Source organism: Paenibacillus sp. FSL H8-0548, assembly GCF_038630985.1.
Taxonomy (GTDB): Bacteria; Bacillota; Bacilli; order Paenibacillales; family Paenibacillaceae; genus Pristimantibacillus.
This window is the reverse complement of sequence record NZ_CP152049.1, coordinates 3,494,278-3,512,597: the sequence shown is the minus strand read 5'-3', so window position 1 is coordinate 3,512,597 and position 18,320 is coordinate 3,494,278. Positions and strand designations below refer to the sequence as shown.

Genomic DNA, 18,320 nt, shown 5'->3' with positions numbered 1-18,320 from the left:
CTACATAACCAAAAGAGTATTTATTCCTGCATAATAAAACAATATTAATCAGTATAGCCTAGTATTTCCTTTGCGCGCTCGGAATCAGCTTCAATTTGCTTGATTAAATCATCGATAGAATTGAATTTTATCTCAGCGCGTATAAAAGAAATAAATTGCAGGCGAATCTGCTCACCGTAAATGTCGCCGTTGAAGTCAAATAAATGTGCTTCCATAATCGGATGAGGATCATTTTTGTTAAAGGTAGGCTTTAAACCGTAATTCAAAACACCGGAGTATGCCTTTTCCCCGATCCAGGCTGTAATGGCGTACACACCTATTCTCGGAGCAATATAGGGGTCATTAATTTGTAAGTTCGCAGTAGGAAAACCGATTGTACGTCCACGTTTATCACCATGAACAACGATTCCCTTCACCTCATAGGATCGTCCAAGCAGACTGTGGGCAAGTTCAAAATCACCTGCTTCAAGTGCTTCACGAATATAGGTGCTGCTTACCTTAATCCCCTTCTCAATCAAAGGCTCAATCACATGAACAGAAATATCAGGCTGACCAAGTTGCATCAAGGTCTCTGTATTTCCTAATCCTCTATGACCAAAATTGAAATCAAATCCTACAACTACCTGCTTAGCACGCAGTACGCGCAGAACATCATTAACAAACCGCTCAGGAGTGACCTCCGCAAATTCGAGATCAAACCTCATAATAAATACGAGGTCTACACCAAGCTTTTCGAATAAAGCTGTTTTGACGTCAAGTGGCGTAAGGCAACGGTAATAATGGTCCCCTTGCCCGAGCACCTCCTTCGGATGAGGATCGAAGGTCAAGACCGCTGATAGCATTTCGGATTCCTTCGCCTCAGCTACCGCCTGGCGGATGACGTTTTGATGCCCGCGATGAACACCGTCAAAATGACCGATTGCTATGGAAAGCGGCTTGTCCAGCGATAACATGGACAAACCGTTTAAAGGAAAACTTAATGGTATAATTTCCAACGCTGAAGCACCTGCATTTCCTTTTAACTTTCTTACTCCAAACATTAAGCCGAGAAGACTTTAACTGGCTTGAATACCGCTAACTTCTGATCAATTTGATATATTCCAAGAAATAAGCTTTGATCATTATAAAGTCGAATTAATTGACCATCCTCGCTTGAGGAAGCTTCACGATCAGCATGGGATAAACTAACCTTCTGCCCCAGCAACGCTAGCCTTCCAATCGACTCCGGCACCACTGCTTTCGCTAAGTGGGTAATCGCTTCATCTGCGGCAATAAGATGCTCGCTTAATTGACCTGATTGCTGCAATTCCTCAATTTGCTCTAAGGTTAAGCAGCTTTCCTTCGTTATGCCGCCTGACATCGTTCTCGTCAAATGCGCCATTGTCGCAGGGACACCTAACGCTTTGCCAACGTCCACACATAAGGTGCGAATATATGTACCTTTTGAACATACGACAGAAAACGTAATTTTGGGCTGCTCCAGCTCTAGCTGTACGTTAATGAGATCGATTTGATGAATCGTCACCTTTCTCGATTTCCGCTCAACCGTCTTGCCTTCTCGTGCAAGCTCATACAATCGTTTACCATCTATTTTGACAGCAGAGTACATTGGAGGCACCTGTTCGATCTCGCCTACAAAACGCAGCAGTGCTTCACGAATCGCTTCCTCTGTAACAGTTACTGAAGATTGCTGCTCGATGACCGTACCCGTTATGTCTTCTGTATCCGTAGCAATTCCGAGCTGCAATACTGCTTCATAAGACTTGGGCCGCTCTTGAACATATTCAACGACCCTAGTTGCACGCCCCAGACATAAAGGAAGAACACCCGTAACCATAGGATCAAGCGTTCCAGCATGTCCAATTCGTTTCATCTTAAGAATTCGGCGAACCTTCGCAACCACATCGTGAGAAGTCCAGCCTTCAGGCTTCCAAACTGCCAAGATGCCGTCCATCGATTAAACCAACGCCTTTCCAACTGCTTCAACAAGCTTTGTAATCGAATCTGCTACCGTGCCTTCAAGACGACAGCCTGCTGCTCTAACGTGACCGCCACCGCCAAACTCTTGAGCGATTGCAGCTACATTAGCTTTACCAGCAGAACGAAGACTGGCTTTGACAGATCCATCCTCTGCTTCTTTAAATAAAATCCCTACCTCAACACCATCAACATTAAGCGCATAATTTACAATACCTTCAAGATCTTCAGATACTGCGCCTGTATTGCGCAAATCGTCTTTGCCGATAAATACCCAACCGATTTCCAAATTGTCAGTAAACGTGAGTCGATTTAAAGCCATTTGGAGAAGCTTGAGCTTAGCCATCGTCATTTTTTCAAGCAAATGATCGGCGAGCTTGTTGCCCGAAACGCCTACCGCTAGAAGCTGCGAAGCAATCTCCATTACACGCGGACTCGTATTGGAATACCGAAAACCGCCAGTATCCGTAAGCAAACCGGTATAAATCGCTGTTGCGCAATTTAAATCCAAAGCAATCTCTGCTCTTTCAATTAAATCAAACAGTATTTCTACGGTTGCGGCTGCTTCAGCTCGTATCACATTTACGCTGCCAAATCCGTTATTCGTTGGGTGATGGTCAATATTAAGCAGCTTTGCATCTAGTGCAAAGCTGCTCGCTACCTCACCAATTCTTTTGAAATCGGCACAATCGACTGCAATAATAGCATCGAACTGCTGCTTGGGAGCAGCTTTCTTATAATTTACAATGGTATCGAATTCAGTTAAATAGCTTAGTCTAGAAGGCAGCTCACCTTCATTAATAAGCACAGCAGATTTTCCTAGCTTCTGAAGCAGCCATCCTACCACAACAGTTGAGCTAATCGCGTCACCGTCGGGTTGAACATGTGATACCACTAAAAAATGATTATAATCATTCATAAATGCTAGCGCATGATCAAGCTGCTTCAAATAGCTGCTGTGAGCCATCATCGAGTTGCATTCCCATTGTTAATATTTTCAAGCAAAGCCTCAATTCGACTGCCGTACTCAATACTGCTGTCAAACTTGAATAGCAATACCGGTGTATGACGAAGACGCATACGCTTGCCAAGCTCCGTACGAATAAAGCCTGTACCGCTAGCAAGAGCCTTTAGTGTCGCTTCCTTCTGCTCTTCACTGCCCAGTACGCTCAAATATACTTTCGCTTGTGACAAATCGCTAGACGTTTCTACGCCAGTCACTGTAATAAAACCAATTCTTGGATCCTTAAGCTCGGTCTGTATAATTTGGCTAAGCTCTTTTTTAATCTGCTCGCCAACCCGTCCTACTCGGATTTTTGCCATGCTATACTCACCTCTCTACTGTTTCCATGACAAATGCTTCAATTGTATCGCCTTCACGAAGATCATTGAAACGATCAAGCGTTATGCCGCACTCATAGCCTTGTGCAACTTCTTTAGCATCATCCTTGAAACGCTTAAGGGATTCGATTTTACCAGTGAAGACAACAATCCCTGCACGAATTAAGCGTGCTTCAGCGCTGCGAGTGATTTTACCAGAAGTAATCATACAGCCGGCAATTGCTCCAACCTTCGTAACTTTAAATACGTTACGAACTTCAGCATGACCGATAACGACCTCTTTGTAGATCGGATCAAGCATCCCTTTCATCGCTTGCTCAATCTCATCGATTACGTTGTAAATAACGCGGTGCATACGAACGTCAACTTTTTCTTGAGCGATAGTAGCTTCTGCTTGTGGATCAGGACGAACGTTAAAGCCGATTACAATTGCATTGGAAGCAGATGCCAAAATAATATCGGATTCTGTAATTGCGCCAACACCGCTATGGATGATTTTAACGCGTACGCCTTCGATCTCAATTTTTGCAAGTGAACCCTTAAGTGCCTCTGTTGCGCCCTGAACGTCTGATTTAATAATAACATTCAGATCTTTAATTTCACCATCTTTGATATGGTTATACAGATCTTCGAGCGTAACACGTGTATTGGAACCCATATCCGTTTGGCGCTGTTTAATGGAACGACGATCAGCAATCGCACGTGCCTTGCGCTCATCTTCAAATACCATAAACGGATCTCCCGCTTGCGGTACTTCAGTTAAGCCAGTAATTTCAATTGGAGTAGATGGGCCTGCTTCTTTTAAGCGGCGGCCTTTATCGTTAACCATCGCTCTAATACGACCGAAGCAATTGCCGGCAACGAAAGCATCTCCGATTTTCAAAGTACCATGCTGAACAAGAATACGTGCAACTGGGCCTTTACCTTTATCAAGCTCGGCTTCAATTACGGTTGCACGAGCGCGTTTATTTGGATTAGCTTTATAATCATTAACTTCAGCTACGAGCAAAATCATCTCAAGCAAACCTTCAAGACCAATTCTTTGTTTAGCAGAAACCTCGACGAAAATCGTATCGCCGCCCCACTCTTCCGGAACTAGTTCATATTCAGTCATTTCTTGTTTGATCTTCTCAATATTTGCTTCTGGCTTGTCGATTTTGTTAACCGCTACAATGATCGGAACGCCTGCTGCTTTAGCATGGCTAATCGCTTCAACCGTTTGCGGCATAATGCCATCATCAGCTGCTACGACAATAATGGTAATATCGGTTACCTGCGCTCCGCGAGCACGCATTAGCGTAAACGCTTCGTGACCAGGTGTATCAAGGAACGTAATCTTCTTATTATTAATTTCAACTTGATATGCTCCGATATGCTGCGTAATTCCGCCTGCTTCTCCGCTTGTTACGTTTGTTTTACGAATGGCATCAAGCAATGTTGTTTTACCGTGGTCAACGTGACCCATTATCGTAACTACTGGCGGACGTGATACCAAATCAGTTTCTTCGTCTGCTTCTTCAACTGTTTCAAACGAATCTTCCTCAACAGGAATCTTCACTTCAACCTCAACACCATAGTCGGTAGCGATCAGATGAATCGCATCCATGTCGATTTCTTGGTTGATTGTAGCCATAACACCAAGGAAGATCAGCTTCTTAATAACTTCAGATGCATCTTTATGAAGCAATTTAGCCAATTCCCCAACAGTCATCGTACCGCGTACGATAATTTTCTTAGGTGTGTTATCAATTTTTTCACGTGGAGGCTGCTGCTGCTGGAATTTACCGCCGCGGCCTTTTTGTCCGCCACGATTGTTGTTGCCTCTATAGCCGCCTGGTTTACCATCTTCAAAACGTTTTTGACCAGGTCTTGCATTTTTATTATCATTGCTGCGAGCTTGGCCTTGTGCAGGCTTAGAGTCAAAGCGACTTTGACCTGATGAAGCCGGACGGCTAGTAGCGTCTTGACGCGGTGCGCTCGGACGGCTTGGTGAATTTCCTTGTCCACCTTGTGCTGGACGATTTGGTCCTGATGAAGCCGGACGATTGCTTTGTCCGCCTTGCCCTTGACTTGGACGGCTTGAGCCTGTGCTGGATTGCGCAGGACGATTGCCTTGTCCGCCTTGTCCTTGACTTGGACGGCTTGAATTAGAACTGCTTTGTGCTGGACGGTTATTGCTGGACGTTTGCGCCGGACGATTAGTTTGCTGTCCTGCTGGTCGCTGTTCGGACTGCTCTTTGGTTTGTGGTTTCGTATTAATAGAATTCATAGGCCCCTGTCTGTCTTGATTCGTATTTTTATTTTCTGTTGCTGGCTGTTGCTTAAGCTCCTGTTGAGCCGGTGGCTGCGATTGCGGCCGACTTGCAGCAGATTGTGCGGAGGATACAGACGCAGTTGTCGTTTCCTGAGCCCGTTTAGCTGCGGCATTCGCTTTAATATTACGGAAAAAACCTTCAACCTTTTTCACCATTTCATTTTCCATGACGCTCATATGGTTATTGACTGGCAAATCAAGTCGTTTGAGAATCGTAATAATTTCCTTGCTGCTCATATTCAGTGACTTGGCATACTCGTAAACGCGCAGCTTATCCTTATTGTCCTTGCTGTCTTGTTTATTGTCCAATATGATCCACCTCCGTATTATGGCTCAGATGACTCGCAATCATTTTTCCGAATTGCGCATCAGTTACCGCTAGTACAACCCGATCGGGCTTACCAATCGCCTTTCCTAGTTGCTCACGGTCGAATGCTTCGGCGAGTTGTATTCCGTAGGTGTTGCATTTGTCACGAAATTTTTTTTTCGTATTTTCTGAAGCATCTCCTGCAATGACAACGAGATGCACTTTTTTGTTTCTTACAGCCTTAAGGACGATTTCATCCCCTGTAATCAGCTTCCCCGCACGCATTGCCATGCCAAGCTGCGATAAGCTTTTATTCTGCTTCATCGCTTATCAGCTCCTTGCTTGCGATAAACTGCTCCTCTACCGCTACAAAATCCTGTTCAAGTTGATCGTAAATATGCTCTCCGACATGCTGTTTAAGCGCTCGATCAAGCGCCTTAGATTTTTTCGCTAGTTTAAAGCAACTGACTTTACCGCATAAATACGCTCCGCGGCCTGCTTTTTTGCCTGTCAGGTCAATCTGCACCTCTTCGGCTGGTGTCCGCACAATCCGAATCAGTTCCTTCTTCGGCATCATCTCCTGACAAGCGACACATTTGCGAAGCGGTACTTTTCTCGGTCTCATTGTACACCCCTCCTCTGCCAGCTGAATTGACGCTTATCGGTCCAACCATTACTTAATCGATTGAAACGGAATCCTGATGCATAACCGTCGTTAACGATTTCGGACGGCCATACTCCTGTTCTGCTTGCGTTTCACTTTTAATATCGATTTTCCAGCCTGTAAGCTTAGCAGCAAGCCTTGCGTTTTGGCCTTTAATGCCAATTGCAAGCGAAAGCTGGTAATCTGGAACGATAACTCTTGCCATTTTCTCTTGTTCGAATACGATAACCTCTAGCACCTTTGACGGGCTGAGTGCATTCGCAACATATTCGTCCACGCTTTCAGACCAACGAACGATATCGATTTTCTCGCCCTTTAGCTCGTTTACGATCGTCTGAACGCGCAAACCCTTTTGCCCTACACAAGATCCGACTGGATCAACCTCTGAATTACGAGAGTGAACAGCGATTTTCGAACGGAAGCCAGCTTCACGGGCCACCGAGCGAATCTCAACGACACCATCATAAATCTCAGGTACTTCGAGCTCGAAAAGACGTTTTAAGAGGCCAGGATGTGTACGGGATAAAATGATTTGAGGACCCTTAGTCGTATTCTCAACCTTTGTAATATAAGCCTTAACACGGTCGCCATGTTTGAATTTATCGGTTGGCATAAGCTCCGTCAAAGGCAGTACCGCTTCAACCTTGCCAAGGTCGACGAACAGGTTGCGAACATCCTGACGCTGTACGATACCGTTGACGATATCTTCTTCCTTATCGATAAATGCGTTATAGATCAGTCCGCGCTCTGCCTCACGAATACGCTGAGTTACAACTTGCTTCGCTGTTTGAGCAGCGATACGGCCAAAATCACGCGGAGTTACTTCAATGTCGGCAATATCGTCAAGCTGATAATGCGGATTGATTTCACGCGAAGCCTCTACCGTAATTTCAAGCCGTGGATCGAGAACCTCATCAACGACAGTTTTACGAGCATAAACTTTAATAACGCCAGTGTGACGATTAATATCTACGCGTACGTTTTGAGCGGTGTTAAAATTTCTTTTGTAGCTGGAGATAAGCGCTGCCTCAATGGCTTCCAGGAGTACATCTTTAGTAATCCCTTTATCTCTTTCTATTTCCTGCAGTGCTTCAATAAAATCCATACTCATTGGACTGAGTTTCCCCCTTTCAATATAAAAACGAATATTAGAAAACGATAGCGAGCCTAGCGCTTGCTACCTTGACATATGGAATGCTGTACTCTTTCTTTACAGTACGTACAACCGCTGTTTCCCCGTCAAATGAAAGTAGCAGCCCCTCAAATTCTTTAGCGCCGCTAATCGGTTCATATGTCGTTATGTAAACGTGTTTACCGATAGCTTTACTTACATCAGCTTCATTCTTAAGCGGTCTTTCCGCCCCTGGCGAAGATACCTCAAGAAAATAAACATCTGTTACTGGATCATTCGCATCCAATTGCTCACTCATAAATTCGCTGATACGTCCGCAATCATCAATGTCGATGCCGCCTTCTTTATCAACAAATATGCGAAGGAAATAATTGCTTCCTTCTTTGACATACTCAATATCAACCAGTTCAAATCCATTACTGCTTAGAAATGGCAGCGCCATTTCCTGTACGGCAGCTTTGATTTTGGAAATACTCAAATTCAGTTGACCTCCTGTTTATACGCACTATGCCATTTTGCCGTTTACAAAACGTAAAGAGTGGGTTTCCCCACTCTTCTGCATCAAAGTCTTTATAATCATCATTGCCACAAAAATTATAACATAACCGCACTATAGTGACAAGAAATGTTTTCTATATGACCTCTTGTCAGAACAGGGAAAGCTGATTGGATTCAGGCAAACCTCGGAAGCATCCCATACCATTAAGTACCTCAACAATCGTCTTGGACGCTTTCGATTTCATCTGGAAATCCTCGATCGATAAGTATTCACCGTCATCTCGTGATGCCGCAATATTGCGTGCAGCATTGTCGCCAATACCTGCGATCGCAGCAAATGGAGGAATCAGCGAATCACCATCGACTAAAAATTTTATAGCGTCTGAGCGGTAGAGATCAATGGGCTTGAAGGAGAAGCCTCGTGCCGTCATTTCAAGCGACATTTCCAGCTGAGAGACCATGTTTTTCTCTTTAGGAAGCGCATTAAAGCCTTTCGCTTCGATTTCGATCAGCTTTCGAAGAATCGCATCATACCCTTGGCAAAGCAGCTCCAAATCAAAATCGTCTGCCCTAACTGTAAAATATGTCGCGTAATATTCTATTGGATGATAGAGCTTGAAATAAGCAGTTCGAACAGCCGAGATAACGTAGGCGGCAGCATGAGCTTTCGGGAACATATACTCGATCCGCAAACAAGAATCGATATACCACTGAGGCACCTTGCAGCGCTTCATTTCCTCGATCCATTCCGGCGTCAAGCCCTTCCCTTTACGTACGCTTTCCGTAATTTTAAACGCAAGACTGGCGTCCATCCCTGCTTTATAAATCAAGAATAGCATAATATCATCCCTACAGCCGATTACTGTCTTGATGTTGCAGGTACCTTTCTTAATGAGCTCCTGTGCATTCCCAAGCCAAACTCCCGTCCCATGAGACAATCCGGAAATTTGCAATAAATCGGCAAAAGAGGATGGCTGAGTTTCCTGCAGCATCTGTCTAACAAACTTTGTACCCATCTCAGGGACACCGTAAGTCGCTACGGAAGAACGAATTTGCTCACCAGGTATGTTCAGCGCCTTTGTAGAGTTAAACATACTCATAACCTTTGGATCATTCATTGGAATGGAAGTAGGATCTACACCAGTCAAATCCTGCAGCATCCGCATCATCGTTGGATCATCATGTCCTAGAATATCGAGCTTAAGCAAGTTTTCATCGAAGGCATGATAATCGAAATGCGTCGTTTTCCATTCCGCATTCACATCATCGGCTGGAAATTGAACAGGTGTTATATCCTCTACCTCGATGTAATCAGGTACTACGACGATGCCGCCGGGATGCTGTCCTGTGCTTCTCTTCACTCCGGTACAACCGCTCGCTAGTCTAGCAAGCTCAGCGCCACGCCATTTTTTGCTATGCTCTTCCTCGTATTTCTTAGTGAAGCCGTAAGCTGTTTTCTCTGCTACTGTACCGATTGTTCCAGCTCTAAACACGCTTTTCTCGCCAAACATTATTTTTGTGAAATTATGGGCTATTGGCTGATAGTCACCCGAAAAGTTAAGATCGATATCGGGAACCTTATCCCCCTTAAAACCTAGGAAAGTTTCAAACGGTATATCCTGCCCCTCGCCCTTCATCGGCTTTCCGCATTTTGGACATGCCTTATCAGGCAAGTCAAATCCACTTGGTACGCTTCCGTCTAAGAACCATTCGCTATAACGACAGTCAAAATCTTTGCATAAATAATGTGCCGGCAGCGGGTTTACCTCAGATATGCCTAGAAACGTAGCCACTACCGAAGAGCCTACAGACCCCCTGGAACCAACCAAGTAACCATCTGCATTCGATTTTTTTACAAGTTTTTCGGAAATCAAGTAGTTGGCAGAAAACTTAAATTTAATAATTGGAATGAGCTCTTTTTCAAGTCTGTCAATGACCACCTGCGGCAATTCATCGCCATACATTGACTTTGCCGTATCGTAGCAGGTATTGCGAATTTCCTCGTCGGCCCCTTCAATGTTTGGAGCGAACAATCCTGTAGGGAACATATCGTACGGCTCAAATCGATCTGCAAGCTCAACCGTATTGGTTATTACGACCTCACGTGCTTTTGCCTCGCCAAGAAATGCAAATTCCTCGAGCATTTCTTCCGTTGTTCGGAAGTGAGCATCCGGTTTGCGAATACTTTTGAGCGGGCTAAAACCAGTAATCCCGAGAATCGTAATATCACGATATATTTTGTCGCGCGGGTTCAAGTAATGTACGTTGCCTGTTGCAATGACCGGCTTGCCCAGCTCATCACCGATTTGACAGATCCGGCGATGCGCTTGCTCAATCTCAGCCCGACTGCCCACTAGCCCCTTCTCAACTAAATGCATATAGAAATCAATCGGTTGAATCTCGAGGACATCATAGAATCTGCCAACCTCAAGCGCTTCCTCATACGATTTATTCAGCACCGTCTCGAAGAACTCACCCTTCTCGCAGCCGGATATAATAAGAAGACCTTCTCGCAACGCTACCAGCTTACTCTTTGGCATGGTAGGCACGCGCTTAAAATGCTCGGTGTGTGAAAGTGAGATAAGCTTAAATAGATTTTTTTTGCCAACGGCATTTAAAGCATAGACATTACTATGAAACGGGCGCGAATTAGATAAGTCGATACCGACATAGTCATTAAGCTGATGCAAATTCGTAATATTCCGCTCTGCTGCGCTAGCAATTAGGCCATACAATATACCGCCAAGAGCAAGTGAATCATCTACTGCACGGTGATGGTTCTCAAGGCTAACCTTATATTTATCAGCTAACGTATTCAAGCGGTGGTTTTTGAGTGTTGGAAAAATAAATCTGCCAAGCTCTAGTGTATCAAGAACAGGGTTTTTGACCTCAGGCATGCCAAAAGCTTTACAATTGGCCTGAATAAAGCCAATATCAAATCTGGCATTATGAGCGACAAGGATATCATCACCTATAAATTCGATAAACTCTCGCAGCTTAGGCTCTATGTCTGGCTGTCCTTTTACCATATCATCATTAATGTTCGTCAGCTGTTGGATGTGGTAAGGAATTTTCTCATGCGGATCAATAAGCGTTGAAAAACGATCAATTTCTTTTCCATCGCGCATTTTAACGCCTGCAAGCTCTATAATTTTATTGTTGATTACCGACAAGCCCGTGGTCTCAATATCAAATACGATATACGTTGTAGTAGCGAGCGGCTCAGATCTGGAGTTCAATACCATAGGAATGGCATCATTAACGATATTAGCCTCGACGCCGAAGAGAACTTTCACTCCATGCTTCTTAGCTGCTTTATTTGCATCAGGATAACATTGAATATTGCTGTGATCAGTTACAGCTATCGCTTTATGTCCCCATCTTGCAGCAGTCTTGACGTACGTATCTATCGACGTTACCGCGTCCATAGCACTCATCGTTGTATGAAGATGAAACTCGACACGTTTCTCCTCTGCTTTATCCATACGATCTGGAGGAGATTTCACTTCATGCAAATCATTCGGCATCATAACAAGCTCAGGCTCCTGCATAAAGCGGTCATATTCAATCCGACCTCGAGCTTTAACCCATTTGCCATTAGCGAGCTGGTTTAATATTTTCACATCGTCCTTCGTCTTGGCAAACATCTTCATTGCAATAGAATCAGAAAAGTCGGTCACGTTGAACGTAAACAGCGTACTTCCGTTGCGCAGCTCTTTCATATCAAGACCGAACACCGCTCCCTGCACAGTGATCTTCTTTTCTTCTTCAATGATGTTCATCAAAGGTACTGGCTCTTCACGAATATCATAGCCAACTGCAAGTCTAATTTCAGCCTCATCCACAAGGTCTGACTCGGACTGTGAACTCGCCATCAGCTCCTGCACATATTCACGTTCTTCTTGAACGATTCGAAGGGCATACTCATCTAAAATTTCTTGACGAGATTCACTGACGATCATTTTGACTTTAAATACGCGTTGGAAGCTATTGTTGTAAAAACGAATAATATCGTCATCCAGACGTTTTTTGCGCGCAAGCTCAAGTCCTGTATTGTCAAGCAGCGACAACGTCAGTACGTCACCTTCTACGGCAATGGTTGCTTTTTGCAGCCAACCGTTTACAGAAGCATTCTCACGCTGAGCCTGTTCCACGAATAAGAGCCAATATTGCAAAATAATAGATTCCGTCTCAATGACCTCATCATAAATAAACTGAAAATCGACTGCAGCAATATGCTCGAATTTCAAACGCGCCGCTTGAACGAGACCGTTATAGGCCTTTAAAGGAACCATGGACGTTTTGCGGATGCAAAACGTCCATTCTCGATTACTGTTGCTGACGATGACTTGATCAATATATCCATCCTGAAAATAAGTTTGTATAAGTTCCTGCGGCAGCCCTGCCTGCTGTAAAAGCATCTCAAAGCGCTGCCGTTTTTCTGTGGTTTGGCTCATAAAACCCACTCCTTAAGATCCGAACCGAACTAGCTTCAGTCCTTAATAAGCTCGTGCAAAAACTACAGTATGCTTAGCTGAATCGCCGCATACAAGGCAAGTTTCCTTATGAACGGACGGCTCAAAAGGTATATTCCGGCTTGTTGCGCCAGTTTCTTCCTTCACCTGCTTCTCACAAGCAGCTGATCCACACCAGCCAGCTTCTACGAAGCCGCGCTGTTCTTCAAGAAAACTCTTCATTTCATCTAATGTATCTACAGTGCGCGAGTTATCCGCGCGGAATTGCTTGGCGCGATTAAACATCTCAAGATGTGTTTCTTCAAGCATTGCCTCTATCTCAGCAACAAGATTTGCTTGCTGAACAATACGTTTTTCCCCTGTAACCCTTGAAACGAGTACAACTTGTCCATTTTCCATATCACGTGGACCAAGCTCTAGGCGAAGTGGAACACCGCGCATTTCATACTCATTAAATTTCCAGCCCGGGGTAATATCAGCACGATCATCTACACGAACCCGCACGCCAGCTTTTTTAAGCTCAGCATACAGCTCGTCTACACGTCCAACTACTTGCTCACGCATTTTTGCAGGACCGATTGGAATCATAATCACTTGAGTTGGAGCAACCTTCGGAGGCAGCACCAGTCCGCGATCATCGCCATGAACCATGACAAGGGCACCGATAAGTCTAGTGCTTACCCCCCATGACGTAGTGTGTGCGAATTGAAGGGTATTCTCACGATCTAAAAACTTGATATCGAAAGCAACGGCAAATTTTGTCCCAAGATAATGGGAAGTACCCGCTTGGACGGCTTTCCCGTCCTTCATCATAGCTTCGATCGAATACGTATCAACAGCGCCCGCAAACCGTTCTGATGGTGTTTTTTCACCTTTAATAACCGGAATTGCAAGAAACTCTTCTAAGAACTGAGTATAAACATCCAGCATTTGCATCGTCTCTTGACGTGCTTCCCCTTCTGTCTCATGAGCGGTATGGCCTTCCTGCCATAAAAATTCGCTAGTACGCAGGAATGGCAGCGTCCGCTTCTCCCAGCGAACCACATTGGCCCATTGGTTGATCAGCAAAGGAAGATCGCGATAGGACTGAATCCATTTGGAGTACATATGACCAAACATCGTCTCCGATGTTGGACGGATCGCAAGCCGCTCCTCGAGCTTCTCGCCTGCCGCCTCCGTTACCCAAGGCAGCTCAGGGTTAAAGCCCTCAACATGCTCTTTCTCCTTTTGAAAAAAGCTCTCAGGAATAAAAATCGGGAAATAAGCGTTGCGATGACCCGTTTCTTTAAAACGACGATCTAGATCCTTCTGAATATTCTCCCAAAGCTCATAGCCTTCTGGACGGAACACAATGCAGCCACGGACAGGTGAATAATCCATGAGCTCTGCTTTTTTGATGACATCAATATACCATCTGGAGAAATCCTCGCCCTGCGGCGTAATTTCAGTAACAAATTGTTTATCTTTAGACATGAGCGACTAATTACTCCCCTCTAACCAATCGTAGAATATCATTATAGGTTACTACAAGCATTAAAAGCATAATAAGCGCAAAACCCACAAAATGCACCATGCTCTCACGGTTCGGATCAATGGGACGACGGCGAATCGCTTCAATTCCAAGGAAAATTAGTCGACTGCCATCCAGCGCCGGTATCGGCAGCAAATTGAAAATCCCTAAATATAAGCTGAGCAAAGCAGTCCATGACGTAAGCTGGGCTATTCCCTGCTTCGCAATTTGACTCGTTACTTCAGCAGTACGTACAGGACCACCTAAGTCATCCAGCTTGAATTGACCAAAAATAAGCATCTTAAAGCCTTCAAAAATACTTACCGTCATATTTTTCATAAGCTTGGCTGAGCCTGTAAACGTTTCTGTAAACGTCGCGGAACGCGTTGGCAGTGCTGCACTAATGCCCACCTTGCCTACGCCCTCTTCATTCGGTTCAGGAGTGATCACAACCTGTTTGGCTATGCCATCTCGAATAATTTCCATTGTAACAGGTATATTCGGAGATTTGCCGATAATTTCAATCATTTTATCAAAATCAATTCCGATTTTGACACCATTGACTGTATCAATGACGTCGCCCTCTTTCAGATCAACCTTCGAGGCAGGCATATTTTCTGAAATCTGTCCTACCAAAAGCTTATCTGGCGACTCAACAGGAATTCCAGCCATTTGAATATACGCAGCAAACAAAACGAAAGCAAGAACAAAGTTCATCATAGGTCCTGCAAAAATAGCAAGCGCACGCTGCGCAACCGTTTTACTGCCAAATTGTCTATCCAGCGGTGCGATTTGTGTTTCCTTGCCTCTAGAGATCATTAGCGCTGTAGGATGTACGGAGAAGCTCTCGTTCTCTCCTTCAATGTCCAATGTAACAGACAGCTTGTTCTCAAGATCTATGGAGACAATTTCACCGCGAACTACAGAGCTGCGCTCATCAAGGCGATCCAAATACAGCCTGGTCACTAGATTATCTTTCAGGCGGACAGCTATGGTTTGGCCTGGTTGGACATCGATGATTTCAGGGTCCTCGCCTGCCATTCGCACGAATCCACCTGCAGGTATTAATCTTAGCGTGTATCTAGTCTCACCGCGTTTCACCGAAATGAGCTTCGGCCCAAAACCAATTGCAAATTCTCGAACTAATATACCCGCACGCTTGGCGAAAAAGTAATGACCCCATTCATGGATCGATACGATCACGAAAAAGACGAGTACAGTCAAAAAGACGACTTGAATCATGTGCATTAAGCTGAAGCCTCCTGTTCATTACGGCCTGTACATAGATTATCATTATTCTCCCGTCCGATACAAGAGAACCGGTATTTGACCGATATTATACGGATTCTGCCAGCTGGCGTGCCCAAGCGTCCACTTCTGCAATCATTTGCAAATCATTGATTTCAATGACAACATGTCGATCGACCACTGTTTCTAGTACTCGCTCAATATCCAGAAATGTAATCTCGCCTTTCAAAAATCGTGCTACAGCAACCTCATTAGCCGCATTAAATACAGCTGGCGCGGAATGGCCTAGACGTCCACATTCGAAGGCGAGCTTCAAGCAGGGATATCTTGCAAAATCCATCTCTCGAAAATGCAGCTTGCCAATTTCCGCAAGATTTAGTCTATTGGTTGGCGTTTCATTTCGCTCTGGATAAGATAGCGCGTACTGAATAGGTACGCGCATATCAGGCAGTCCCATTTGCGCAATTACACTATGATCGGTAAATTCCACATAAGAATGAATGATGCTCTCCGGATGAATAATGACATCTATTTGATCGTATGTAACATCGAACAGCCATCTTGCTTCAATAACCTCAAGACCTTTGTTTACCATCGTGGCTGAATCAATCGTTATTTTCGCACCCATAGACCAGTTCGGATGATTAAGTGCCTCATTAACCGTCACGCCTTCGAGCTGCTCCCTAGAGCGATCACGGAATGATCCGCCCGATGCGGTCAACGTGATTTGCTTGATCGATTTTCTATTTTCACCATTCAAACACTGGAATATGGCAGAATGCTCACTATCAATAGGTAAAATGGATACACCGCGCTGACGCGCACGTTCCATTACGATATGCCCTGCCGTAACGAGCGTCTCTTTATTAGCTAAGCCAATGGTTTTGCCTGCTTCGATTGCAGCTAGCGTTGCTGGCAAGCCCCTGCTTCCCATGATTGCAGTTACAACCACGTCAGCGTCCGTACCAGCCGCTATTTCAATCAAACCATCTTCCCCATAGACAACCTTTGTACTGCTCGGCAGATGGGCTTGTACGGCTTCAGCATCAGATTTGGATGCCATGCTAACGAGCTCCGGCTTAAAAAGCTTCGCCTGCTCAATCAGCAAATCAACATTTGATCCTGCAGATAGTCCAACAACCTTATAACGGTCAGGATCATGGGAAATAATATCTAGCGTTTGTGTTCCAATTGAACCTGTTGAGCCTAAGATACTTATCTTTTTCATGCAAAAACCCTCCTGATTTATAAGGGCAGCAGCTCTGTCAGTACTAACAGCGGGAAAACAATTAGCCAGCTGTCGCATCGGTCAAGCACGCCACCGTGTCCCGGTAACAAAGTGCCTGTATCCTTTATATTTCGCACTCGCTTATAAGCAGATTGGATCAGATCACCGAATTGACCTGCCACCGCAGCTATCAAACCAACTAGCAACGCTTTTGACAATTCAATATTCTCAGGAACAATCAAAGCAAAAACAACAGCCACAATCAAGGAAAATAAAACGCCTCCTAAAGCGCCCTCAATCGTTTTGTTAGGACTAATAGACGGCCAAAGCTTTGTTTTCCCAAAAGCTCGTCCCATAAAATAGGCACCAATATCCGATGCCCAAATGCAGCCAAAAGCCAATGAAGTCCAAAATAGTCCATGCTGCTCAATTTGACGAACCTCGCCCATTGCTGCAAAGCCATAACCAACATATAAAGCGCCTAGCAACATAAGTGCGGCGCCGTCAATTGTCGTTCTATTTTTTGTAATTACGGTTAAAGCAAGCAATAAGAAAGCTAGCATCCACAAAATAGTGAGCGCCGATGGTATTGCAATCCCCCACTCTGACCATGGAAGCACAAAAAGCAGCACACCCACATACCCGAGCAAAGAGGACGGATGCGACCATGCTACATTATTCATGCGCGCATATTCAGTAAAGCCAATTAAAGCCAGCAATACAAGAAGAGTAGTAAATAGCCACCCTCCTACTATCGTTAGACCGATGAACAACGCTCCTGCAATAACTCCGGTAATTATTCTTTGTCTCAATGAAATGTCACACTCCGTTGCTTGAAGCTACAATCCACCATACCGTCGTGCACGGCGCTGATATTCCAGTATCGCCTCTTGGAAATGCGTTTCTGTAAACTCTGGCCAATACACATCCGTAAACCATAATTCACTGTATGCAAGCTGCCACATCATGAAATTACTTAAACGCAGCTCACCACTTGTCCGAATCAATAAATCCGGATCTGGCATTCCGCTTGTCAGTAATCGATCCGCCATAACCTTATCATCTATATCATCAATGGCTAAGCGACCCTGTTGTACCTCGGCAGCGATATTTTTTACAGCATCAAGCATTTCCATCCGACTTCCATAATTCAAAGCAAAATTCAATACGAGTCCTGTATTATTTGCCGTCTTTACGATTGCTTCTTCTACAGCGCTAATGGTGAACGATGGCAATTCCTCTTTATGACCCATCATACGGACTTGAACATTGTTTGCAATTAACTCTTCTAATTCAATCTCAAGAAATTGCTGTGGCAGCTTCATGAGAAAATCAACTTCTGCTTTCGGTCTTTTCCAGTTTTCCGTTGAAAACGCGTATAACGTCAAATATTTGACGCCTAACCGATCAGCTGCCATCGTAATCCGTTTGACCGCTTTCATGCCGGAATGATGACCTGCCATTCGTGGCAATCCACGATCTTTAGCCCAGCGACCGTTCCCGTCCATAATAATGGCAACGTGCTCAGGCACATTTTCTAAGGCCATAGAATCAGTCGGCTGTAAGGACGATTTGCCTAGTTTGGCCCAAAGTCGCTCGATCATCTTACTTCCTCCCAACCGAAAT

15 protein-coding genes are annotated in these 18,320 nt (G+C 44.6%); all 15 read right to left on the bottom strand.

Annotation, left to right across the window (positions count from 1 at the left end):
* Positions 1–44 precede the first annotated feature (44 nt).
* Positions 45–995: a bifunctional riboflavin kinase/FAD synthetase gene (locus tag MHI37_RS14810; RefSeq protein WP_083676170.1), complete on the bottom strand. Its 951-nt coding sequence runs from the start codon at positions 993–995 to the stop codon at positions 45–47.
* A 44-nt stretch (positions 996–1,039) separates the two neighbouring features.
* Positions 1,040–1,954, bottom strand: coding sequence for a tRNA pseudouridine(55) synthase TruB (gene truB / locus MHI37_RS14805; protein ID WP_076336055.1), 915 nt, complete (start codon positions 1,952–1,954; stop codon positions 1,040–1,042).
* A gap of 3 nt (positions 1,955–1,957) precedes the next feature.
* Entirely contained in the window at positions 1,958–2,947 is a 990-nt protein-coding gene (locus tag MHI37_RS14800; protein ID WP_076336056.1) for a bifunctional oligoribonuclease/PAP phosphatase NrnA, read from the bottom strand.
* Positions 2,944–3,300, bottom strand: a complete 357-nt coding sequence (gene rbfA, locus MHI37_RS14795; protein ID WP_076336057.1) for a 30S ribosome-binding factor RbfA — start codon at positions 3,298–3,300, stop codon at positions 2,944–2,946. Before rbfA ends, MHI37_RS14800 begins: the two co-directional genes overlap by 4 nt.
* A gap of 7 nt (positions 3,301–3,307) precedes the next feature.
* Positions 3,308–5,941, bottom strand: a complete 2,634-nt coding sequence (gene infB, locus MHI37_RS14790) for a translation initiation factor IF-2 (RefSeq protein WP_076336058.1) — start codon at positions 5,939–5,941, stop codon at positions 3,308–3,310.
* Positions 5,931–6,263 (bottom strand): ribosomal L7Ae/L30e/S12e/Gadd45 family protein, encoded by a 333-nt coding sequence (locus MHI37_RS14785; protein WP_076336059.1) that lies wholly within the window; start codon positions 6,261–6,263, stop codon positions 5,931–5,933. The genes infB and MHI37_RS14785 overlap by 11 nt, the downstream gene beginning before the upstream one ends.
* A complete protein-coding gene (locus MHI37_RS14780; protein WP_076336060.1) occupies positions 6,250–6,564 on the bottom strand; it encodes a YlxR family protein in 315 nt (104 codons plus the stop codon). Before MHI37_RS14780 ends, MHI37_RS14785 begins: the two co-directional genes overlap by 14 nt.
* A gap of 52 nt (positions 6,565–6,616) precedes the next feature.
* Entirely contained in the window at positions 6,617–7,714 is a 1,098-nt protein-coding gene (gene nusA, locus MHI37_RS14775; RefSeq protein ID WP_076336061.1) for a transcription termination factor NusA, read from the bottom strand.
* 37 nt (positions 7,715–7,751) lie between these two features.
* Positions 7,752–8,213, bottom strand: a complete 462-nt coding sequence (gene rimP / locus MHI37_RS14770; RefSeq protein WP_076336062.1) for a ribosome maturation factor RimP — start codon at positions 8,211–8,213, stop codon at positions 7,752–7,754.
* A 169-nt stretch (positions 8,214–8,382) separates the two neighbouring features.
* Entirely contained in the window at positions 8,383–12,690 is a 4,308-nt protein-coding gene (locus MHI37_RS14765; protein WP_076336063.1) for a PolC-type DNA polymerase III, read from the bottom strand.
* Positions 12,691–12,732: 42 nt separating this feature from the next.
* Positions 12,733–14,181 (bottom strand): proline--tRNA ligase, encoded by a 1,449-nt coding sequence (gene proS / locus MHI37_RS14760; RefSeq protein ID WP_076336064.1) that lies wholly within the window; start codon positions 14,179–14,181, stop codon positions 12,733–12,735.
* Positions 14,182–14,191: 10 nt separating this feature from the next.
* A complete protein-coding gene (rseP, locus tag MHI37_RS14755) occupies positions 14,192–15,466 on the bottom strand; it encodes an RIP metalloprotease RseP (protein WP_076336065.1) in 1,275 nt (424 codons plus the stop codon).
* Positions 15,467–15,554: 88 nt separating this feature from the next.
* Positions 15,555–16,694, bottom strand: a complete 1,140-nt coding sequence (locus MHI37_RS14750; RefSeq protein ID WP_076336066.1) for a 1-deoxy-D-xylulose-5-phosphate reductoisomerase — start codon at positions 16,692–16,694, stop codon at positions 15,555–15,557.
* Between the two features lie 17 nt (positions 16,695–16,711).
* Positions 16,712–17,506: a phosphatidate cytidylyltransferase gene (locus tag MHI37_RS14745; RefSeq protein ID WP_076336067.1), complete on the bottom strand. Its 795-nt coding sequence runs from the start codon at positions 17,504–17,506 to the stop codon at positions 16,712–16,714.
* Between the two features lie 27 nt (positions 17,507–17,533).
* A complete protein-coding gene (locus tag MHI37_RS14740; RefSeq protein WP_076336068.1) occupies positions 17,534–18,298 on the bottom strand; it encodes an isoprenyl transferase in 765 nt (254 codons plus the stop codon).
* Between the last annotated feature and the right edge of the window lie 22 nt (positions 18,299–18,320).